Here is a 23,255-nt window from a genome sequence, read left to right as displayed (position 1 = left end):
CAAAGAGTGATCTTATTCTAAACCTAAATTATGTAATAAACATAAAAAATTTAATATTTTATTCTAATAAAAAATGACCAAGAGATTCTTGGTCATTTAATTTAAAAATGGCGGAAGCGGAGAGATTCGAACTCTCGCACCGGAAAACCCGATCTAACACCTTAGCAGGGTGCCCCCTTAACCACTTGGGTACGCTCCCATTTGTGTGAATAGTTAAACATAATACTAATAAATTATAAATATAAATTATCATTTTTGATGTGACATTTGTTGAATCCTTAACATATATGAATTTGTCATCCTAATTAAAGGAATTAAATTAACAACAATTAATGGCATTTTAAATGTTTCTTTAATAACACGGGGAATTAAATAATAGTATGAACCATATACTAAAAAATTTTTGGAATAAGAATTATCATTAGAAACAAAATATTTATAAAAATTAATTGCAGCTATAGTCCCTAAAATAAATGAAAAAATAATTGATAGCAAAACTCCTAATAATGTTGTATAAATAAACAAAATAAACTGTTTCTGATATAAAGTTTTGTATCGCAAAAGCGTATGAATAATAATTTCACTAATAATAAAAAAAATACTTATACAACTAATAGTAAGTAATACAGTATCTATGTGATTTAAACCCAAAAAATTTAATGATGCATCATCAAATTTACTTGAAGCAAAATTTAATAAAATCAAAATTGAACTAATTGTAAACAAAATTACAATTGTTTGAAATAATAAATAATCTCAAATTGAATTTTTATATTCTTTTCTAATATTATAAATTCCAGCAATTATTCCTGCTAAACAAGTAATTAAAGGTTCTTGAATAGCATACATTCAATATCAAATTCCTCCTGATCAAAAAAAAGTGAGTGAATCCATTAAAATTCCAATCGGAATTCCTAAAATAGGACCAAAAAATCATCCAATTAATGATGTTGGAATTCAAGTTACAGATAAACGTAATACAGGACCTATTGGTAAACTAAATATTTGGGTTATAAGTCTAAATGAAATTAGAACTGCCAATAAGACAATAAGTTGTGTTGAATATTTTCATTTTAATGGAAAATATGGAAACAAAAATTTTAAAAATTTTTGTTTTTTAGTTTTAAATTTTGGAAAAATAAATTGTTGTTGACAATTTAAAAAATCAATATTCATGTAAAAAAGCCACTATAGTAAGCAATGCGAATAATTTTTATCCAAAAATTTTAAATTTAAAAACTAACTTTAATAAACAAAAATTTACGATCGTGAATTATTTGATAATTACAATTCTATTTTTAGACTTATATTCTATTCTAAACATCATCGCACAAATAAAATTTACATTATAACTTAAAAACCAAAAGGTCCGCCAAAACCACCAACTGTATCATTTAAGGCACTATCAAAAGGATCTTTACCACTGTTTTTTAATTCTTCTGTGTATTTATTTAAAATTTCTTGCATTCGATTAAAGTCTTGTTTTGGATTTAACACTTTTGCGGTTATTAAAACAAGAATTAATGGTAAAAAACTAGCTAGTAAAATAATATTAGTTATGAATATTGCCATTATAACAGGATCATTTAAACCCATTTCACCATTCATTCCACGAAAATTATTGATATTTATAACAACAACCATTGGATTTAAAACACCTATTGGAATTAGCGCAATCAAGAGATGAACAATAAAAGCAAAAATAATAGAATTTGGTCTTAAATAGTATTGTAAATTTTGATTAACTTTTGGAATATTTTCATTTGGATTTAAAGAATTTTGGGCAATTAATTGTTCAACCTTTTTTTTATTTGAATAACTAAGTTTACCCATTCAGTCATTTGAATATTTTATTACCATATTCAAACCAAAACCTACTAAAATTATAGGAGTTAAAATAATAGTAAAAACATTGCCACCGTTTATTAAAACTTCATTATTAGCGCCATTATTCGTATTTATAAATTTAATTCCAACAGTAGTTGCATAAATTCATGCAATAATTACACCAAGACCAGCTAAAACATACAATAAGGATAAAAGAACCGTAATAAATTGCAAAATTAAAATTGCTCTTGGTTTTTGCTCTCAACAATACACTCTTCCTGATCTAACATCTAAATTAAGACGTTTTGTTGCAGCAGCACGATAAACAATATCTGCTGAATTAAAAGAATTGTTATCTTTAACAAAGGAATTAGCAAATACATTATTATTTCCCGAAAGAGAAGACCAAAAATTGCTATTTTTTCTTGCATTAAAATTAGAATTGTTTATTCTTTCGCCTTTTAAAGCTTCAGAATTTTTAGATGAATTATTTAAATTAGTATCATCTATAGAATCTGTTGAGTTAATTTTATTTTGTTGTTTGTTTAGGTTTGAATCACTATCTAAATTAACATTATTATTGATATTTATTGGAAATTCTGAAAGAGATTTTTGATTAAATAAATTTTTAACAGCAATATTTAAGTAATTAATTTCATCTTGAATATCATCTAAATCAGTAATATTTTCAAACTCATTTAAATTAATATCCTTATTAGTTCTTAATTTGAAATTCTCAAGATACTTTGATGTAATTTTATCTTCTGTGTTTGAAATTTTTTCTAAATTATTATGAATAGCAATTCCCTTGCTTACAACTGCTGCAAAGTTATCATTGTTACTTAATTTAGAAACTAAAGCATCATTTCCGAAAATAGTACTCAAATATTGTCTGATCGTAATCAATAATTCACTAGTTGATTTTGACATATTTAATAATTTAATAATTTCCTTTTACAATAAAAAGTCTAATAGAATTTGGGTCAATACTAAACATTTTTAATTTGATATCCAATGTAAGTATACTATTTAAAAAAAAATCTAGTTCTTTTATACCTTTTATTCTACAAATTTTTTTCATTTCTCTAAATTGATATGAACTTATATCTAATGATTTTGATATTGTAGCATCATCTATTTTTTTATTCAATGATCATGAAATCATAATTAACTTAAGCACTTGACTAGCCATGATTTGTAACAGTTCAATGTAAGAAAAAAATTGTGGAACCAAAGCATCTAACAATTTTATAGCACTATCAATTTTTTCTGTAAGAATGTATTCTACCATTTTAAAAATTGAGACATTACTATATTCAAAAATTAAATTTTCAATCAATTCATCTGATATTTCATCTTTTGTAAAATATCTTAATTTATCAATTTCATTATTTAAGATCTGGGCATCTTGAGGGATTTTTGATAACAAATTGTTAATTTGATCAAATGATAAATTTATTTTTTTTTCTTTTAACAAACTAATAGCTAAATTATGAAATGAACGAGAATTTAATTTAGGAATTTCAATTACTTCAAACAATTCTTTTATTTTTTTTATATTTGCATTTGATAATAATTTTGGACTATTAATAGTTAAAAAAACATCAAGATTTTGATTCATTTCTAAAACACGAAATAAATCAAAAGCAATTTTACATTCATTTTCATCTGACAAAAAAGAACAACCATGAATAATAAAATGTTTTTCTTTTTCAAGAAATAAGCTTTTAGCATGTAATAAATCAATCAATTGATTAGGTGTTTTGTACATAAAAACTTCATAATTGTCTAAATTATTTTTTACTAAACTATTTATTTTATGGTTAATCAAACCTTGATCTTCTGAATAAATTATTGTCATAACATGTAAAATTATATTTTTGTTTAACCTTTAACTTAAGTTTTTTTTACTTGAATTTAAAAAAATAAATACAGAAACAAACATGAAGTAGTAAAAATAAAAAAATCATTTGTTTATTATATAAATATCTAAATGAATGAACAAATTAACTTTTGATAACAAGTTAATTATAAATAATCCATTGTACATAAAATCTATTCAAGATCATAAAAATGGAAATCAAAAAATAAAAAGTGTAAAAATGTAATAAAAAAATATAAATGGACTAAATAGTCAAGAATTTAAAATAGTAAATATACTTATTTTTCCATTAATTTTTAAAATAATTGGTCCAATTAATAAATTAATTAAAAAAGAACTTATAAATGGTTTTAAATATTTGTTTATTGAAATAAAATTAGTCAAACAAATTCCTAAAAGGGATAAAAAAGTTAATTGAAAACTTAAATTAAAAACACAATAAGGGTTTAAAACTAATAAAATAAAACCAGATAATCCTGTTTTTGATTGTAAATTTCAAGATTTTGTTTTTTTAAAAATTAAATCCAAAAAAATTAATATCATTACACGCATAGCGCCATAAGAAAAATTTAATAAATATCCATAAAATAAAATAACTATAAAACCTAAACTTTTAGAAAAAATTGGATATTTTTTAAATATTCTATTAATAAATGAATAAATTAAATTTAAATGAAATCCGCTAACAACAAACAAATGAGCAATGCCAAGATTACATAAATCATTATAAAAATTTTCAACTAAATTACTTTTTTCATTAAAAACAATTAATAAAATTAAATTTTTTATTTCACTTTTGTTATTTTTAATTTGTTCAATTAATAAGTTTCTTAAATTATATTCAGAGGGTATAAAACTAAAGATGGTTTTTATTTCTCATTTTTGGCCACCTAAATAATATAAAATTTGACCTCAAATTAAAATTAATATACCTATAATAACAACTCAATAAATTATTTTTCAATTTGTAATTAATAACAAAGTAATAAAAATAATAATAAAGCATATTAAAAGTTCAAAATTTTTACTAAATGTTAGATAAACAAGGCCAGAAAGAAATAAAAATAGTAAAAAAATAAATTTTTCTTTATTTATTGCATGAATGCTATTTAATAACATTTAATGTACATGACAACAAATAATAAATTTCAAATTTAATAAAATTTTTTTGTTAAATATATTTTTCAATACAATAAAAAAATTTACTTGAACAAAACTTCATTTTTAATTCTTTCCTATCAATATAAGTTCATTTTTTAAAAGTTTTGTACAATTTTTTTAAAAAAATATCAAATTTACTTAGTTTTAATTAAAGATTTTTCTGACATTTCCTTAGGTGTTTTAATGCCTAAATAATCTAAAATAGTTGGTGCTACATTGGCCAAAGAACTATTTTTGTTAAAAATAAACTTTATTTTTGTATCTGTGCAAGCAAATGGAACCATATTAGCTGTATGTTTTGTAATTGGTTTTTTGTTTTCATCTATCATAGCTTCAGCATTACCATGATCAGCAGTAAAAAATAAAGTTACATTATTTTTTTCACAAATTTTAATTAACCTGCCAATTTCCAAATCTAATTTTTCTAATGCTTTTATAGTGGCTTCATAATTACCAGTATGCCCTACCATGTCCGGATTTGCATAATTTAAAACAATTAAATCATATTTACCAATTTCATTAATCAATTTATCAGTAATCAGTTTGCATGACATTTCTGGAGCTAAATCATAAGTTTTTACTAATTTATTTGAAGGTATTAGAATCTTTTTTTCCAAAGGATAATTTACTTCTTTTCCTCCATCAAAAAAGAAAGTCACATGAGCATATTTTTCTGTTTCTGCAATCCGTAATTGTTTTCGCTTTTGTTTTGCAATAACTTCACCCAAAGTATTTTTGTAATTAATTTGTGGAAAAGCAATTGCTGAAGGCTTTATTCCTTCATATTGCATCATTGTTAAAAAATAAATGTTTTTGCGGCGTAATTTTGGTTGTTCTTTGTAATATTTAGATTTAAAAATAAAATGAGAAAGTTGACGTGCTCTATCTGGTCTAAAATTAGCAAAAAATACAGCATCATTATCTTGAAGAGTAACTGCTTCAATTGGTTTAGAAATATTAACAGCTGGTTCTAAAAATTCATCATAATTTTTTTTACTATATTGTTCTTTAATGTACAAAATTGGATCTTTAAATTTATTAGCCTTGCCTTCAACTAAAGCTAAATAATACTTATTTATACGTTCTCAACGTTGATCACGATCCATTGCATAATATCGACCAGAAATAGTTCCGATTGTTACATCCATTTTTTTAAAATTTGGTAAAGTTTTTTTTAAATCTAACAAAATCCTTTGAGGACGAACATCACGACCATCTCCAAAAATATGTAAAACAGTCTTAACTTTATGTTTATGTGCAACATTTAAAATGGCTAAAATGTGATTAAGTGAACTATGAACACCACCAGTAGAAAATAAACCCATAACATGAAATTTAGACTTATTTGTTTTCGCATGTTTAATGGCATTTAATAAAGCTTTATTTTGTTCAAAAGTTTTATCCATAATAGATTTATTAATCAACGATAAACCTGTATAGATAACACGACCTGCGCCAATGTGCAAATGACCAACTTCTGAATTTCCAATTTGACCTTTAGGTAATCCTACAGCAGTTCCTGATGCTTTAATTTCAATGTGTGGGTATTTAGATTGCAATTGATCTAGATATGGAGTTTTAGCATTCATAACAGCATTGCCTGTTTTATTTTTAGAAATTCCATAACCATCAAGAATCATTAAAAGAACCTGTTTTTTAGTATTTTTGGTTGTTGTATGCATTACATATTATCCTAACAATTTCACATAATCAGAAGCAATTAAAGAAGCTCCACCTACTAAAGCACCATCAATGTCTGGTTGATTTATTATTTCTTTAATATTAGTTGGTTTTACAGATCCACCATAAAGAATTGGCACTTTATTAGCAATTTTATTTCCTGCAATTTTTTTCAATTCATTTCTAATTGCTTTAATTGTTGATTGCGCATTTTCTGATGTTGCGGTTTTGCCAGTACCAATAGCTCAAATTGGTTCATAAGCTATAATCAAATTGCTGAGTAAATTTAAATCAATATCTTTTAATGCTAATTTAAGTTGTTTTGCACAAACTTGATTAGTTTTTTTTTGATTAAATTCTTTTAAATTCTCACCAATACATAAAATAGGAACCATTTTGTTTTCTAATAAAGCTTTTGTTTTTTGATTAACAACTTCATCAGTTTCATTGTAATACTGTCTACGTTCTGAATGACCAACAATTACATATTTAATTTTTATATCTTTTAATTGTGATCAACTAACTGTACCAGTAAAAGCTCCTGAGGCAACTGCATTAGCATCTTGAGCAACAATAATCATTGATTTGGGTGCAAGTGATTGTGCTAAAGTCAAATGGATTGCTACTGGTGCAACTCCAAATATACAATCAACTATATTCTTTTTTAAATGAACCTTTAACTCATTAAAAAAATTTTTAACTTCTGCTTGAGTTTTATTAGTTTTCCAATTGCCAATAATAATTTTTTTTTTCATACTACTCATATTACTTTTTATGTTTTTTATAAGTTTAACAATGCTTTAAGTTCTGCATTAATAACCTTTGCTTCTTTTGCCAATTCAACAAGTGAATCACCATAAAGATTGTAATAAATTTTAAATTTAGGCTCAGTTCCTGATGCCCGGAACCTTAGTCATGAATTATTTTCAAAAATTCAATCATAGCAACCGCCAATTTCATTGTATTTAATATCAATTATTTTTCGATTACCAATCATTGGGTAATTAAATTTTAAAATTTTTTGTAAACGTTCATCAACCAATAATTTTCAATTTAATTCACTAAATGTAAAAGCAACGGTGTCATTATAAACAATTCCATATTTATGATAAATTTCTTGTTCCAAAAAGTCTATTATGTTTATTTGCTTTTGCAAACAATCATAATAAATTTCCAAAGCTAAGGCAGCAGCTTGATATGCATCTTTATCACGATTAATTGTAGAATTTAAAGCTCCAACAGCTTCTTCAAAACCAACAACAAATTCTTCATCATTTCCTATTTCATTAATTTTAGCACCAACCCACTTAAAACCAGTTCCTACACGATAAACTTTGCCGCCATAAGATTGTAAAATTTTATCAATTAGATTTGTAGATACATATGATGAAATAACATAAGGAATCTTTTCGAATTTTTTATTTTTTAGAACATAATAAGTGTAAATAATTCCCATTTGGTTTCCACTAAGAAAACGTCATTCATTATGATAACGAACTCCCATTGCAAACCGATCTGCATCAGGATCAACTTGAATGATCACATCAGATTTATATTTATCAGCATATTTAATAGATAAATTTCATGCATCACGGTTTTCTGGATTAGGAGTTAATGTATGAGAGAAATTACCATCAATCAAACATTGTTGTTTAACTGGAATAATGTTTGTATATCCTAAAGATTGCAAAAATTCTGGTAAACGTTTGCAAGCAGTTCCATGTTGCCCGCTAAAAACAATTGGAAAATTCTTAATTTCATCAACTTTAGTTTTAATTAATGCTGATTTACATTCATTATAATAATTTGTAAAAATTGATTCATCTAAAAATGTGATTAAACTATCATTGTTCTTAACTTTTAAGTTAATTACATCTTTTATATCAGGCATAAATTCAACAACTTTAGCTCCATCAATAGGTAAAACTTGACCTCCAGTTTCATCATAAATTTTAAATCCATTGTCTTCTTTAGGGTTGTGACTTGCAGTAATAATAGCTGCTCCATTAGCATTTAATGCACGAATTGCATAAGAAACAATTGGTGTAGATGTTAATTGATTGTGTTCAAATAAATACACTTTAATACCCAATGAAGTCAAAACATCGACCACATCAACTGAAAACATTGTGCCATTATTTCTATTATCATGAGCAACAATAACACTTATTGGTTGATTACTAAATTTATATTTCAAAAAGCGACCATATCCAATCGCCATTTGATAATAAACAATTTTATTTAAAAACTGTGTTCCTGGACCCATTTTAGCTCTAATACCAGCAGTCCCAAATGCCAATGGAATATTAGCAAAAGCAATCTCTAACTCAGTGCTGTCCATTTGTTTAATTTGTAATTTCTCTCAATCACTAACATTTTTACTTTCTAATCAAAGATTAATTAATTCATTATTCATTGACGAATTTCCTTTGCAATTGTTTAATTCATGCTATCAACATTAAAACTAAAAGGTAAAAGTTCACCAATTTTATAAACTTTTTTTTCACCTTTAAGATTGTAAGCAATAACCGGAACATTAGGTTTAGCAAATTCACTTAAAACTTGACGACAAACTCCACAAGGAGTTCCTACCTCTTTGTTTAAAGTATTTGTTAAAAGATATACTTGACAAATATTTTTAAAACCAGCTGTTACCATTGAACTAACTGCACTACGTTCTGCACAAATAGATGGCGAATATGCACAATTTTCAATATTAACTCCAGCAAATCAACCACCATCTGACATTATTAAACATGAGACACGAAAACGAGAATATGGTACATAAGCATTTTTTAAAAGTTCTAGTAATTTTTCAAAATACAAATCTCGATTTTTCATAAATACAATTCATCCATCTATTTAATTTTAAAAATATTTTTTGCCCGAATAACCAATTCTAATTCAATTGGATTTGAAGAATACAGGGATATAATTTTATCACCATTTTTTACACTATCTTTTTCTTTTGCATGTAAATAAATTCCAGCTTGATAATCAATTTTGTCATTTTTTTCATATCGACCAGAACCTAAATCAACACTTAATTGTGCAATATCAATAACACTTTTATAACTAACACGTCCTTTTTTTTGAGCTTTTATTGTATATTCATACTTTGGTTTAAAAAAATTATTATTTTCGATTTTTTTGACATCACCTTTTTGAGCTTCTACTCAAGCAATAAACTTATGAAATGCCATTTTTGAACTAATTACATTTTTAATTTTAATTTTTGCTTCACTATTAGATTTGCAAATTTTTGATTTTATTAAAATTAAAGTAATTAAAGTTTCCATAGTTTTTTTAAAATCTTTAGAAACTCAATCTTCATCCTTTAAATAATCTACAACTTCTTGAACTTCAATTGCATTACCAATTGCTTGTCCTAAAACTTGATTCATATCACTTAGAAGAAAATAAACTTTGCGGTTAAATTTTTGTGCTAATTTAATCATAATATCTTTTAATTTTTGTGCAGTACTTAAATCTTTACAAAAAGCACCTTGACCATATTTGATATCAATAAAAATATAGTCAGATTCAAATGCAAATTTTTTTGATAGCACTGAAGCTGCAATTAAAGGTAAGGAATCTACTGTTCCTGTAACATCTCTTAAAGCATATAAAATCTTATCAGCTGGAACAATGTCACTAGTTTGTCCAATAATAAACATGTCATTAGAATTTAAAATTTTTTTAGCTTCTTCAATTGAAAGATTTGTATCAACACCAATTGATTCTAATTTATCAATTGTTCCGCCAGTAAAACCTAAACCTCTTCCAGAAAGTTTAGAAATACCCAAATTAAAACAACTTAAAATAGGTGCTAAAGCAATGCTAACTTTGTCACCTATTCCTCCAGTTGAATGTTTATCTATTAGTATTTTTTTATAACTAGGATGAAAACTATAAATTTTACCTGAATTAGTCATTGCTTTGGTCAAATAATATAATTCATTTTGATCAAGTCCATTAAATCAAATAGCCATTAACAAAGCACTAATTTGATAATCAGGAATTAATTTATTAACTACTCCATGAATGAAAAAATTAATTTGCTCTTCAGATAACAATTTTTTGTTTTTTTTTAGATCAATTAACTCAATTACATTCATGATACAGTTAGTTGCCTTCCTTTTGTTGATTCAATTCCAACATAATATCTACACTTTTTGAAGATCCAATTCTAGTAGCTCCTGCATTGACTAAAGCTTTAACATCATCCAAAGTTTTAATACCCCCAGATGCTTTAATTCCAATTGGTCCATATTCGTCTGATACCGAACGCATAATTTCAACATCTCTAACTGTAGCACCTCTGGTTGAAAAACCAGTTGATGTTTTGACAAAGTCTGCTCCTGCTTCAATAACAGCCATTGTTGCTTTTCTAATTTCTTCTTCAGTTAATAAAGCTGTTTCAATAATCACTTTTAAAATTGTATTTTTGCAAACTTTTTTTACCTTTCTAATTTCACTAATGACACATGCACAATTTTGTTTAAATTCAGGAATATTCATAACCATATCAATTTCATCGGCACCATCTTTGATTGATCGTTTAGTTTCATAAACTTTTTGTTTAGTTGAAGTTTGCCCTAGTGGAAAACCAACAACAGTACAAATCTTAACATTTGAATTTTTTAACTGACTTTTTGCATATCGAATATATGATGGATTAACACAAACAGAAAAAAATTTATATTTAATTGCCTCAGTACATAAATTTTTAATTTCATCTACTGACGCATCTGCTTTTAATAAAGTATGATCAAAAAGTTTATTAGAGATATAACTCATAATGTATATTAAACCTTAACTTATTTTAAAAGTTCAACTGACATATCTAAAGCCATTTGAACCATATTTTTAAATGTTTTTTGACGTTCTTCTGGAGACATTGATTCATGTGTAATTAATGAATCACTAACAGTTAATAAGGTTAGTGCATGCTTTTTTTCTTTAAGAGCATTAGCATACAAACCAAAAGCTTCCATTTCAACTGCCAAAGCTTTATGTTTACGATACATTGTTGTTGGTTTATAAAGAGTTTGGTAAAAAGCATCTTCGGAAATAACTAAACCTTGATTAACATTAATATTATTTTTCTTGGCAACTTGATTAGCTAGTTTAACTAACTTCGAACTAGCATTTAGAATTTTATTTGTTGTTTTAATTCCCATTAATTTAGGGTAAATAGATTCACTATAAGCTTTATCAGCAATACAAACATCACCTAATTTAAGATTTTTTGTCAGAGCACCACAAGAACCTACTCTAATAATTGAATTAACTTTATAAAAATGCATCAATTCATAAGAATAAATTCCAATGGAAGGAATCCCCATACCACTAGCCATAATTGTTATCTTTTTATTCTTATAAAAACCTGTAAAACCTAGAACATTACGAACTTTATTAATACAAACAATATCTGTTAAAAAATTTTCAGCAATTCATTGAGCCCTTAAGGGATCACCTGGCATTAGAACAACTTTAGAAATTTGATCAATTTTTGCTTCAATATGTGGAGTCATATTGCAAATATCCTTATATTAAAAAATATTTATATAAAATTGTTATACATAATGATTATATGACTTTTTGCAATTTAATACATAATAAATTGAAAGGCTACTAGTATGGGATTACAAACATTAATTGCTGTTGAGGACCTATTATTGGAAAAAGAAATTAAAGCCATTTTGTCAAAAAGTAAAGTTAAATATGAAAATTTAATTAGTCCAGAAACTAGTGAAATTGACTGAGTTAAATTTAAACAAGAATTACGTTCAGAAAGTGATGAAAAAGAAATTATTTTATATATTCAACCTCCAAAAATAAATTACACTTCTTCATTAAATTTATTACTAAATGATAATCTTGAAATTATTTTGAAATGATTCATTAGATTTAACAAAATTCATCAAAGTATTTTTCAGCTAACTAATAATAAAAAAATTAAGATTCTTAACATCATATCATTACCAAATGATGAACAAAATTTAATTAGCAGAATTATAAACAATTATGTTTGAAAATATTATGAAGGCATGTTGATGGAAACCATTAATTATGGTGTAAATATGGGTATTATTTTTAGAAATCAAAATGAGTCATTTTGAAATCATGCAGATGCCTTAGTAAGATTTTTTCAAACAAAAAATCAATGAGTTTATACAAACATCAATAAAAGAATTTTAAATCAAGAAATTGTATCAAGATCTAAAGTTAAATATAACAAGGTTATTGATTGAGATTATGATAAAAATAAAAAAGTTGCCATCATTACTGGTGCTTCAGGCGGAATAGGATTAGCAATTGCTAAATACTTAATTCAGAATCATTGGAAAGTTTATTCTTTATCTCGTCAGGGCGGAGTAAATTATGGAATTATTTACATTAAATGCGATTTAAAAGATGAAAATAATATTAAAAGCATTATTAATGAAATTTTTGCGAAAGAAAAAGCCATCCATTTAATAATTAACAATAGTGGTTTTGGTGTTGGATCATCATTAGAAAACTTAGATACAGATCAATTTGAAGATATGTATCGAATTAATGTTATGGGAGGATTAAAATTAATTAATCTAGCATTACCTTTTTTGAATCAAACAAGGGGAACAATTGTAAATATTGGTTCTATGGCAGGAGTGTTTACGATTCCATTTCAAGTCGGATATTCATTAACAAAAGTGTTAATTGATGTCTATTCAGAAATTATTCTAGACCAAGTTAATGATAAAAATATTAAAATTGTTAATTTAATGCCCGGAGATACGCGTTCTAATTTTAGTAAAAACCGTCATTTATCAGTTCATGATCAAAATACTAGATATAAAGAACGTATTTACAAGTCTATTCAAAAAATGGAAAAAGATGAACATCATGGGCATAAAGCAGAATTAGTAGCTAAATGCTTATACAATAACATAAACAAAGAAATTTTGCCAATCAGATTTACTATTGGTAAATATAAATTGTTGTTTAAACTATCAAAGATGATCTCACCTAAAATGATCTTCAAAAAAATAAATAAAATGTATTCCCAATGAGAAAACAATGATTAAATTAGTTTATGTTTATAAATGTATTTAAAAATATTTTTAAGTACAAATTAAATACTAATATTTTAAATTTTGATAAATTGGAAATTTTTTAATCTTTTCACTTACTAATTTAGAAATTTTTTCAATTGTTTTTGAATTACCTTTGTTGGTAATAATTTCAATAATTCATTTTGCAACATCAATAAAATCTTTAGTTTTAAAACCTCTAGTAGTCATTGCTGCTGTACCCAAACGAATTCCAGATGGTTTATTTGGCGAATTTTCATCATAAGGAATAGTGTTTTTATTAACAATAATTTTAGCAGCTGTTAATCATTCCTCAACTTGATCGCCAGTAACATGATGATTTTTATAAATGTTTATAGAGAATAAATGATTATCAGTTCCGCCTGTAACTACATCAAAACCATGATTTTGAAAATAATCAGCAAAAACTTTTGCATTTTTAATTACTTGCTGAATATATTTTTTAAAACTTGGTTTAGTTACTTCCTTAAAAGCAACCAACTTAGCTGCAATAATATGTTCTAATGGACCGCCCTGACTGCCTGGAAAAGAAGCAGATCTTAATTTTGAAAAAATTGCTTCATTATTGCTCATAATAATGCCGCCTCTAGGTCCTCTTAATGTTTTATGAGTAGTTGAAGTTACAACATCACAATAAGGCAAAGGATTCATATGTTCATTAACCGCAACTAAACCAGCGATGTGGGCAATATCTGCCATTAAGTAAGCATTAACTTTTTTAGCAATGCTAGCAAATTTTTTAAAATCAATTTTTCGTGAATAATTAGATGCGCCGCAAACAATTAATTTGGGTTTAATTTTAATTGCATATTTTTCAATGGCATCATAATCCAAACAATTATTTACTTTATTAACTCCATAATGATAAAAATCATAAATTTTTCCTGAAAAATTTACATTAGAACCATGTGTTAAATGACCACCTTCGCTTAAACCCATAGCTAAAACTTTATCACCAGGTTTTAATAATGATAAATAAACAATCGCATTAGCTGATGAACCTGAATGAGGTTGAACATCTGCATATTTTGCTTTGAAAATTTGCTTTAAAGTTTCAATGGCTTCCATTTCAATTGCATCAACAAATTCACATCCAGCATAATATCTTTTACCAGGAAAACCTTCAGCATATTTATTAGTTAAAACAGATCCTGCAGCAATTAAAACATCTTCTGAGACAAAATTTTCAGAAGCAATTAATTCAATGTGAGATTGTTGTCTAATCAATTCTTGGTTTAGCAATTTAGAAACTATTTTATTTTTCATGCTTATAAAAACCCAATTTCATTTTAAATGAATTTAAATTTTCTTTAAAAACTTGTGGAAACATTTGTAGATCATGAACAAAGGTTTCATTGTAATTAATAAGTCGTTTTTTTCAATATTTAGTGTGAATTAAATTTTTTAAAGCAATAACAAGATTTAAAAAGGAAGTGAATACAAAAAGCATAATAATAGTATTAAATGGAAAAACAATATTTGTGTCTCTTAACACTAATGAAGCAATAATATATGAACCTGATACCGAATAATCTAATCGAGTTAATCCAGTTGTAAAATATTGAATATTCATAACTCTTGTAACAATTAGAACATAAACAACATAAAAAGTAATTAAAACATAAGTATAGAAAAATTTGGACAAACTATATCTATTAGAATAAATCATTCATGACAAACCACCAACCAATAAATAAGTATGGTAACCAAAAAAAAGTTGCTGATCAAAAAAAATTAATTGCCATGTAACATGAACATTTTCATCAGCAACAACGCCTCCATAAATTGTAATAAATCCGCCTAAAAAAGCCCATGGAGCAAATAAAGAAGCAATATCTTTTTTATAAGAAAAAATAATAGATAAAGGGAAAGCAATGGATAAAAATTGACATAATGGTGTCACAAAAATATTACTAAATGTAAAAGAATGTAACCACAAAATAGCTTGTTGATACAAATATAATTGATTATTTTTAGATAAACTATCAATAACTGTATTTACATATAAAGGATCATTTTGATTTACTACATTTAAATCAGTTAAAATTGGTGTAAAAGGATCAGGAAAAACTAAAAAAGGACTTGAAACATTTTCTAAATTAGTTCCTCTTAATAAATCATTAATCATATAAAATAAATAGTAATTAACATTTGTTTGCTTCATTACATATGGCATCAATGAACCATCGATTGGTGTTCCATCATAATAAACAGCATCAAAACCACCAATATCACCATTAGTTAAAATTTTATTTGGAACTCAAATAAATTTAATCCCACCATGCGCTTGAGCATCATTTAACACAAAATTAAACTGACTTAACTGAATTAAATTAACAATAAAATAAGCTCCAAACCAATAAAAGAAAATAAAAATTGCAACTCCTAATCAGATTGGATAGTCACTTTTTCACAATAAAAATCTTTCATTGTACAAAGCGCTTTTTAAACCAATTGGTTTAAATCAATGCTTATGATTATTATTTTTTTTAGCATAACAAACAAAACCAGCAATTATAGATAGAAAAATAGTCATCAAAATGCCAATAATAATTCGACCGGTTAATTGGTCATTTAAAACCGACTGCATACAATTAATTCCTTTTTAAATAAATAAAATTTAATATGCTAATTTGACTAAAATTATCTATATTATCTATGTTTTAAAATTATAACAAAACAAAAAGTTAACTTATAAAATTGCTATCATTTTTAAGAAAACAATCAAGTTTGCTCACCATTTAAAGAAGATTTATATGAATTTATTGTATTTTCATTGCCAACAATTAAATCATAGGAACTAAATATTTGATAATTTGACTTATTGGAAGCTCTTAATGGTTGAGACAAACCATAAGGCACTTCTTGAGTAACATTACTACTTCCTGTTTTATAAGACCAAGTTCCAAAATAAATGCCCATGATTTCATTATTTTGATTTAAATTCAAACTTCCAGAAGAACCACCAGATAAGTTGGAATTGTTAATGACATATCCAACACCTTGTTGCTTATATGAAGTTCCATGATAACTTAAACTTCAATCTAATAATTGTGGAAAATAAACTCCAGGTATGTAAGTGGGAAAACCAATTGCTTTACTATTCTGATTAGTATCATAAGATTGACCTTGATAATTAGAATTTGTAGGTTGCCCACTAGAATTCAATGGCTCATTGACAGTTCAAAAACCACTTCCTAATTCATATAAATTAGGTTGTAAATTAGTTGAATATTGAGCGGTAGACATATATGGATAGCCAGCAATATATGATCTATAAGAATTTAAAAAATCCTTGTTAATTATTTGAACTGGAAAAATTTTATCTAATTTTGAAGAAGTTTCATTGTTATCAACCAATTGATTTAATCTATTAATTGATTTTTGAATCAAATTTTGATAAAGGTAAGATGATGTATTAATATTGACTGATATTACAGCAAAATCAACATAATAATTATTCATAAGTCCAAGACCTTCTAAGTTTGAACTAATAATTGGTTTATAAAAATCAGTCGCAGCAAATTGAGTTTTAGGCAAAGAATTAGTTTTGGTAATTGGATTAAATGAACCTACCTCATAATATGATGTTGTTCCAGGAGTTCCATCATTAGTAACAACTGAATATTTACCTAAATAAAATGCACGAGTTGTAATAACGTTAGCATAATTTTTAACATTTAACAAACTAGGTGATAAATAACTAGGATTATCATTAGGGTTCAATAATGCATCTGCAACATGCAAATTAGTTCCAAAATAACAAGTACAATTACTACCATTATCCTTATAATCAAATAATCAACCTGTTCCAAATACCCTTGATTTATTTAATCCATCTTTTGAATTATCCATCATTAGAGAGTACTCTAAATCATGAGCAATTTCATATGGGGTATTTGCAGGAACAGCATGGGAAAAGTTACTTTGTACTGCTTGTGGAGAATAACTTATTCTTGAAAAAGAACAACCTGTAAGGATTAATGGAATTAAACCTAATCCAATAATGCCAACAAATCATTTTGAAACTAAAAATTTATTTTTTAATTTTATTTTTTTCATAGTGTAATCTTTTCATTATATTATAACTTAAATATAAAAACAATGTTTGATTACTACTTTTTTATGATTATCAAAATATTTAAATAGTTTTGTTTAACAATAAAATTAAATGCCATAAAACAATCAAGTTTTAGCATTATTTAATGAAGATTTATAAGAATTTTGTTGACCAGCAATTAAATCATATGAATTAACTAGAAGTTTATTAGTAGAATCATTAAAACGTAAAATTTGACTCAAACCAAAAGGTGATTCTATATTTTTATCTGAATAACTAAATGTGCCATAATAAATACCCATAATTTCATTATTTTGATTCATCAAAAGACTTCCTGAAGAGCCTTCAGAAATATTAGAATTATCAATTACATAACCAACTCCTGATTGATTATATTGCAAACCATGATAGCTAATAGATCAATTCTTTAATTCTTCAGAAATATAAATTCCTGGTAAAACCATTTTAAATCCATATGGTTTCTTATTTGCAGTTTGGGATAAATCAAAATTTTGTCCTTCATAATTTGGGTTAACTGGATTTTGCTTATCATTTAATGGTTCATTAATTGTTCAACATGCTGATCCAGGAGAAGAAAGAATTGATTGTGTTTGATAAAAGAAAGCATTTTTATCATCATAATAAGGATAACCCGCAACATATGCTTTCAAATTTGATAAATTATTTTTAGAAACATCTTGAATAGGAAACAATTTATCAACATATGAAGAATAACTAATGTTTCCAACTATTTGTTTTAATCGATTGATTGAATTAGAAATTCAATTAGTATAAATTGGATCAGTTATTGAAAGTGTAACTGCAAAAACAGCAAAATCAATGTAAGAACTAGAAAATTTACTAGTAACAACATTTGTTCCTACAAATTGAGTTTTTGGTAAAGTGTTTAATTTGCAATATGTAACATCTTTTTGAAATTTAATTGATGATAAATCACTATTTATACCATTATCATATTTACCTAGATAAAATAATTTTGTCACTAATCCACTTAAATCCATCTTGTCTTCAGAATTATGTAATGCATCTGCAACATGTAAATTTGTTCCTAAGTAAAATGTTACATCCTTATTATTGTTATTGAATTGAAAATCAAACATTCAACCAGTACCAAATGTAGCTTTATTATCGTTATTAACAATTAATAATGAATATTCTAAGTCATGAATAGTTTGATAAACAGTATTGGTAGGAATTGCATGTGAAAATTTATTATTAACTGGTGCTGTTGTAGAACATGAAGTTGCAATAAAAACAGAAGAAGTAATAATTGCAGACAAAGATATAGCAATTAAATTATAAAAAATGCCTTTTTTGTTAAAGTATTTCATTATTTGGTACCAAATAAACGATCGCCTGCATCACCAAGACCAGGAGTAATATAACCATCTTTATTTAATTTTTCATCTAAACCTGCCAAAAAAATATCAACATCAGGATGATCTTTTTGAACTTTCTTAAGACCAAAATAACTACCAACTAAACCAAGGTATTTAATAGATTTAGGTTTAAATTTTTTTATAAGATCAATTGCTTTACTTAAAGAGTTGCCTGTTGCAAGCATTGGATCTAAAACTAAAACATCAGCATTCTTAACACTATTTGGTAATTTGGTGTAGTATTCTATTGGATTTAACGTTTTTTCATTTCGATAAAGACCAATATGTCCAATTTTAACTGAAGGAACAATTTGACTGATGCCATCTACCATACCTAATCCTGCGCGCAAAATTGGAACTAAAACTAACTCATTCTTTAATTGATAACCAATTGTTTTTGAAATAGGTGTCTCAATATTTATTTTTTTTAAAGGATAAAATTTGGCAACTTCATACATCATCAAAGCAGTGATTTCTCTTAGCAAATCACGGAAATCTTTAGATTTTGTATTTTTATCTCTTATTTTAGTTAATTTATCCTTTACAAGTGGATGATCAATAACTGTATGCATATTTAATTTTGCCCATTAAATGAATATGGTTTAGATTATACAATAACTATCATTAATATGATTCTTTGCATAAAAGATAATATAGTAAAAATTACTTAAGTTATAGTGTTTAATATTTAAACATTTAACAATAATTAATTAATGTAAATTAATTCATATTTTTTAAAAAAATTAGACAAAAATGATGAATTTTATTTATTTAAAATACAAAATTTAAGTTAAGTAATATGATCTTCATAAAATCAAACATTAATAAATTATAGTATCATTTACTAAACATAAATTAACAATAGGTATATAAGTTTTAGATGCACTTTAAAAAAAAATATAGTAATTCCAATGTTACTTTTGTAAATTACTTTAAAAGTTTTTCTACAATTCGCTGAATTTTCTTTTCTGCTTTATTCTTTTTTTTAACTTCTTTTGGTTTGTTAATAAATCAAATAGTTGACAAATTATTGCAAAATCAGTTTTTAAATACACCATGAACAACAATTGATAAATTCACTTGACAAAGTAATATGTTATTATTGATTTTTAGCATATTCTTTGTATTTTTTCCTAAACATCAATTCTTAAAAACTGATAGTTTTTTAATTAGTAGTTTATCTTATATATTTTTTACATTTTTTGGATATAACTTCATACTAACTATCCTTGAAGGTGGTTATCCAAAAGATCCTTTTGATTGTTTTGTAAGTGTATGAGCTCATTTAGTGTGTCCAGTTGTATTCATGGTTTCTGGGATTCTTAGATTTTTTTTAGAACCTCAAACTATAAAATTAAGAAAATTTTCAAGAACTTTAATTTTAGGAATGATATACCCAACCATTTATGTTATTTATTTATCAACCATTCCTTTTGTTTTTAATACAAATGATGGTGAGGTTTATACAGTTTATAATATTGCAACTGATACAAAAAATCATCCGCAAATAGCTTGACCAGCTATTGCTTCAATTTATTTAATTTTCTTTCCATTAACATTTGCTGGTTTTTATTTTTCAGCTAAAAAAATTAAAATAAAAAAAAGTAAATAGACTTAACAAATTTTCATTAGGAATTATTAATGAATTTAAATATAAAGTATGATTACAGTTTTTCAATTATTATACCCTATTACAATACGGATTTAAACCAAACTAAATTTTGTTTGGAAAGTTTAATTTGCCAAAATTTAAATCTTTTAAAAGAAATTATTATTGTTAATGATGGTAGCAATGAAGAAAATAAAGAAGCATTAATTAAATTAGTTAATGATCTAACACACACACACACACACACACAAGGCAAATCATTAAATTAATTCATCAAGAAAATTTAGGGTCCACTGGCGCTAGAAAAACTGGTTTTGATCATTCTAATGGTGACATCATTCTTTTTGTTGATTCAGATGATTGGATAGAAGACAAAAAGTGAATTCAAAAATTAAATAATTGATTTTTAACTTATTATGAAATAAGTTTAATTACATTTGGTGAATTTCAAGTTGATTACAGAGATTCAAATAGTTTAGTAGTTCAACCCAAAAACATTTACAAAAAAATTAAAATATTAAACACTAAATGATACTTTGAAAATATTTTTAATTCAAAAGAATCTACAGTAGCAGTTTGAAGATATGCATATAAAAGAAATGTATTGAAAAATAAAGGATTTTGAAATTGTTTAAAATTACCATATGAAGACTGATATTTTAGTGCTTTTCTAATTAGTAATAATTTCAAGGCACTTGTCACTAATGAAATTTTTTATTGTTATAGAGTAAATAATTTAAACTCAAATGTAACTTCATCAAGTAGATTATCATTAAAAAAAAGATTGCAAATATTTAATGAATGGTTTACTAGTTCAAAAATATTTAATATTTACACATCCCATGTGGCAAAAGAATATTTTAATTGGATTATTATTTATAATGCAATCCCAACAATAGGTTTTAGAAAAACTATTAATTTAGCTAAAAATATAAATGAAACTTCACCTAGTTTAAAAGATATAAAAAATTTTATTAAAAAATATAAGGTATTTAATGGAATAAAAAAAATATATATTTATCTTATGCTAAACAATTTTTTGTTAGATTTTTTATTAGGAAGATTTTGTAATAAATTTATTGCAAAACATAAAATTAATGTAAAAGATTAATATTATTTGATTAATAATAAATTAAAATAAATTTTATTAATTTTAGCTAAATTCTTTAAATATAGTTAAACCCACTAAAATATGCAATCAAATTATACTTTTTCAATCATTGTTCCTTATTACAACACCAAAATTGAACAAACTAAATTTTGTTTAGAAAGTTTACTTATGCAAAATTTAAATCTTTTAAAAGAGATCATCATTGTTAATGATGGTAGTAATGATGAAAATAAAGAAGCATTAATTAAATTAGTTGATGATCTAACACACACACACACACAAGGCAGATTATTAAATTAATTCATCAAGAAAATTTAGGACTAGCAGGTGCTAGAAAAACTGGTTTTGATCATTCTAATGGTGACATCATTCTTTTTGTTGATTCAGATGATTGGATATGTGATAAAAAATGGTTAGATGAATTAAACAAATATTTTCATATTTATGATGTTGAAATAATTAAATATAACTCTAAGTGTGTGCTTGATAATAATTATCAAAATGACTATTGAATTAAAAAAAATAATATAAAAATTAAACATTTAAAATTAGATATTAAATGATTTTTAGACAAAAATAAAGTAGCTATACCACCAGTAATTGTATGAGAATATGCTTATAAAGCTTATGTTTTAAAAGATAGTAATTTTTGATTTAACTTAAATTTACCATTTGAAGATGTTTATTTTAATTCTTACTTAATAAGCAAAAAATTAAATTGCATTTTAACTAATCAAGTCTTTTATTGCTATAGAATGAATAATTTGAATTCCATAATGTACAATACAAAAAATTTTAATGCATTAGATAGAATTAAAATAATAAATAAATGATTTCAATCTAATGACAAATGAAATATTTTTGAATATGCTGAATGTAGAGATTATTGAATTTCAGTATATATGAGAATAATATTATCTCATGGAAGTTTTAGACAAATATTAGAAACATCAGAAAAAAATGAATTAACTCATCCAAAAATAGAAGAATTTAAATTTTTTATTAAAAAATATAAGTTTAGAAATGTTTTTATGCGAGTGTACATTAAATTATGTTTAAGCAATAAATTTATGGACTTTAATTTAAGAAAAATATTTTACAAGATTTATGTAAACATTTATTCCATAAAAAATAAAATAATAAAAAACATTTAAGTGTATACTTTAATCTATATCTTCATTAAATATAATAATTAAAATATTGAAGTTGATACATACACAAATGAAAATATTAATCTTAAATCTAAAACATCACCTTAATTTGGGTGGAGTCGAAACATATACAAAAAATCTTATAAATTTATTTTTAAATGAAGGGCATACTGTTTTTGAAATAAACACTGATTTTACAATTGAATATAAAAAAAATAATACCTTTCTAAGAGAGAGAGAGAGAGATTAAAAATTATTTAAACATTCCTAATAA

General features: G+C 25.0%; 23 protein-coding genes, 1 tRNA gene and 2 pseudogenes. 9 read left to right on the top strand and 17 right to left on the bottom strand.

From position 1 onward, the window contains the following. Positions 1-108 precede the first annotated feature (108 nt). From T383_RS0103375 to deoD, 12 genes are all read right to left on the bottom strand, one after another. Positions 109-199 (bottom strand) — tRNA-Ser (locus T383_RS0103375). Between the two features lie 47 nt (positions 200-246). Continuing rightward, entirely contained in the window at positions 247-1,176 is a 930-nt protein-coding gene (locus T383_RS0103370; protein ID WP_033160259.1) for an ECF transporter S component, read from the bottom strand. Positions 1,177-1,353: 177 nt separating this feature from the next. Next, entirely contained in the window at positions 1,354-2,757 is a 1,404-nt protein-coding gene (locus tag T383_RS0103365; protein WP_033160258.1) for an MPN449 family protein, read from the bottom strand. Between the two features lie 10 nt (positions 2,758-2,767). Continuing rightward, on the bottom strand, positions 2,768-3,688 hold the full coding sequence (gene holA, locus T383_RS0103360) for a DNA polymerase III subunit delta (protein WP_033160257.1): 921 nt from the start codon (positions 3,686-3,688) through the stop codon (positions 2,768-2,770). 30 nt (positions 3,689-3,718) lie between these two features. Further along, the gene (locus tag T383_RS0103355; protein ID WP_033160256.1) at positions 3,719-4,828 is read right to left on the bottom strand and encodes a ComEC/Rec2 family competence protein; all 1,110 of its coding nucleotides are present in this window, start codon (positions 4,826-4,828) and stop codon (positions 3,719-3,721) included. A gap of 176 nt (positions 4,829-5,004) precedes the next feature. Beyond that, on the bottom strand, positions 5,005-6,552 hold the full coding sequence (gene gpmI / locus T383_RS0103350) for a 2,3-bisphosphoglycerate-independent phosphoglycerate mutase (protein WP_033160255.1): 1,548 nt from the start codon (positions 6,550-6,552) through the stop codon (positions 5,005-5,007). Between the two features lie 6 nt (positions 6,553-6,558). Beyond that, positions 6,559-7,305 carry a triose-phosphate isomerase gene (tpiA, locus tag T383_RS0103345; protein ID WP_033160254.1) on the bottom strand — a complete coding sequence of 249 codons (747 nt, stop codon included), beginning with the start codon at positions 7,303-7,305 and terminating at the stop codon, positions 6,559-6,561. A 26-nt stretch (positions 7,306-7,331) separates the two neighbouring features. Further along, the gene (locus T383_RS0103340; protein ID WP_033160253.1) at positions 7,332-8,966 is read right to left on the bottom strand and encodes a phospho-sugar mutase; all 1,635 of its coding nucleotides are present in this window, start codon (positions 8,964-8,966) and stop codon (positions 7,332-7,334) included. 23 nt (positions 8,967-8,989) lie between these two features. Next, positions 8,990-9,391 (bottom strand): cytidine deaminase, encoded by a 402-nt coding sequence (gene cdd / locus T383_RS0103335; RefSeq protein ID WP_033160252.1) that lies wholly within the window; start codon positions 9,389-9,391, stop codon positions 8,990-8,992. A gap of 17 nt (positions 9,392-9,408) precedes the next feature. Then, entirely contained in the window at positions 9,409-10,668 is a 1,260-nt protein-coding gene (locus T383_RS0103330; RefSeq protein ID WP_033160251.1) for a thymidine phosphorylase, read from the bottom strand. 7 nt (positions 10,669-10,675) lie between these two features. Beyond that, on the bottom strand, positions 10,676-11,350 hold the full coding sequence (gene deoC / locus T383_RS0103325; protein WP_033160250.1) for a deoxyribose-phosphate aldolase: 675 nt from the start codon (positions 11,348-11,350) through the stop codon (positions 10,676-10,678). Positions 11,351-11,370: 20 nt separating this feature from the next. Continuing rightward, the gene (gene deoD / locus T383_RS0103320) at positions 11,371-12,087 is read right to left on the bottom strand and encodes a purine-nucleoside phosphorylase (protein WP_033160249.1); all 717 of its coding nucleotides are present in this window, start codon (positions 12,085-12,087) and stop codon (positions 11,371-11,373) included. A 105-nt stretch (positions 12,088-12,192) separates the two neighbouring features. Between deoD and T383_RS0103315 the strand changes: the two genes are divergently transcribed. Then, positions 12,193-13,623 carry an SDR family NAD(P)-dependent oxidoreductase gene (locus T383_RS0103315; RefSeq protein WP_033160248.1) on the top strand — a complete coding sequence of 477 codons (1,431 nt, stop codon included), beginning with the start codon at positions 12,193-12,195 and terminating at the stop codon, positions 13,621-13,623. 54 nt (positions 13,624-13,677) lie between these two features. On the opposite strand, the gene glyA is transcribed toward T383_RS0103315, so the two are convergent. The 5 genes from glyA to upp all read right to left on the bottom strand — a co-directional run bounded on the left by glyA (position 13,678) and on the right by upp (position 19,682). Continuing rightward, positions 13,678-14,916: a serine hydroxymethyltransferase gene (gene glyA / locus T383_RS0103310; protein WP_033160247.1), complete on the bottom strand. Its 1,239-nt coding sequence runs from the start codon at positions 14,914-14,916 to the stop codon at positions 13,678-13,680. Continuing rightward, positions 14,906-16,240, bottom strand: a complete 1,335-nt coding sequence (locus tag T383_RS0103305) for a DUF5378 family protein (RefSeq protein ID WP_033160246.1) — start codon at positions 16,238-16,240, stop codon at positions 14,906-14,908. Before T383_RS0103305 ends, glyA begins: the two co-directional genes overlap by 11 nt. Positions 16,241-16,362: 122 nt before the next feature. After that, a complete protein-coding gene (locus T383_RS0103300; protein ID WP_033160245.1) occupies positions 16,363-17,712 on the bottom strand; it encodes a DUF31 family putative serine protease in 1,350 nt (449 codons plus the stop codon). 105 nt (positions 17,713-17,817) lie between these two features. Further along, positions 17,818-19,062 carry a DUF31 family putative serine protease gene (locus T383_RS0103295; RefSeq protein ID WP_033160244.1) on the bottom strand — a complete coding sequence of 415 codons (1,245 nt, stop codon included), beginning with the start codon at positions 19,060-19,062 and terminating at the stop codon, positions 17,818-17,820. Then, positions 19,062-19,682, bottom strand: coding sequence for a uracil phosphoribosyltransferase (gene upp, locus T383_RS0103290; RefSeq protein ID WP_033160243.1), 621 nt, complete (start codon positions 19,680-19,682; stop codon positions 19,062-19,064). Before upp ends, T383_RS0103295 begins: the two co-directional genes overlap by 1 nt. Before the next feature lie 308 nt (positions 19,683-19,990). Between upp and T383_RS0103285 the strand changes: the two genes are divergently transcribed. From T383_RS0103285 to T383_RS0103260, 8 genes and pseudogenes are all read left to right on the top strand, one after another. Next, entirely contained in the window at positions 19,991-20,722 is a 732-nt protein-coding gene (locus tag T383_RS0103285; protein WP_052664060.1) for a DUF1600 domain-containing protein, read from the top strand. Positions 20,723-20,751: 29 nt separating this feature from the next. Then, positions 20,752-20,988: a glycosyltransferase gene (locus T383_RS0103280; protein ID WP_033160242.1), complete on the top strand. Its 237-nt coding sequence runs from the start codon at positions 20,752-20,754 to the stop codon at positions 20,986-20,988. Next, a pseudogene (locus tag T383_RS04025) lies at positions 20,976-21,038 on the top strand (hypothetical protein); the annotation flags it as partial. The gene T383_RS0103280 and the pseudogene T383_RS04025, both read left to right, overlap by 13 nt. 285 nt (positions 21,039-21,323) lie before the next feature. Next, positions 21,324-21,830, top strand: a complete 507-nt coding sequence (locus T383_RS03975) for a hypothetical protein (protein WP_033160241.1) — start codon at positions 21,324-21,326, stop codon at positions 21,828-21,830. A gap of 81 nt (positions 21,831-21,911) precedes the next feature. Continuing rightward, entirely contained in the window at positions 21,912-22,130 is a 219-nt protein-coding gene (locus T383_RS0103270) for a glycosyltransferase (protein ID WP_033160240.1), read from the top strand. Next, a pseudogene (locus T383_RS04020) lies at positions 22,079-22,243 on the top strand (glycosyltransferase family A protein); the annotation flags it as partial. The gene T383_RS0103270 and the pseudogene T383_RS04020, both read left to right, overlap by 52 nt. A gap of 66 nt (positions 22,244-22,309) precedes the next feature. Beyond that, positions 22,310-22,984 (top strand): hypothetical protein, encoded by a 675-nt coding sequence (locus T383_RS0103265; RefSeq protein ID WP_033160239.1) that lies wholly within the window; start codon positions 22,310-22,312, stop codon positions 22,982-22,984. A gap of 67 nt (positions 22,985-23,051) precedes the next feature. Continuing rightward, entirely contained in the window at positions 23,052-23,231 is a 180-nt protein-coding gene (locus T383_RS0103260) for a hypothetical protein (protein ID WP_033160238.1), read from the top strand. Positions 23,232-23,255 lie beyond the last annotated feature (24 nt).

Origin of the sequence: Mycoplasmoides alvi ATCC 29626 (genome assembly GCF_000701785.1) — a bacterium.
GTDB classification, from domain to species: domain Bacteria; phylum Bacillota_I; class Bacilli_A; order Mycoplasmatales; family Mycoplasmoidaceae; genus Mycoplasmoides; species Mycoplasmoides alvi.
The sequence above is the reverse complement of the archived record's forward strand: the minus strand, read 5'-3'. Positions and strand labels throughout refer to the sequence as shown.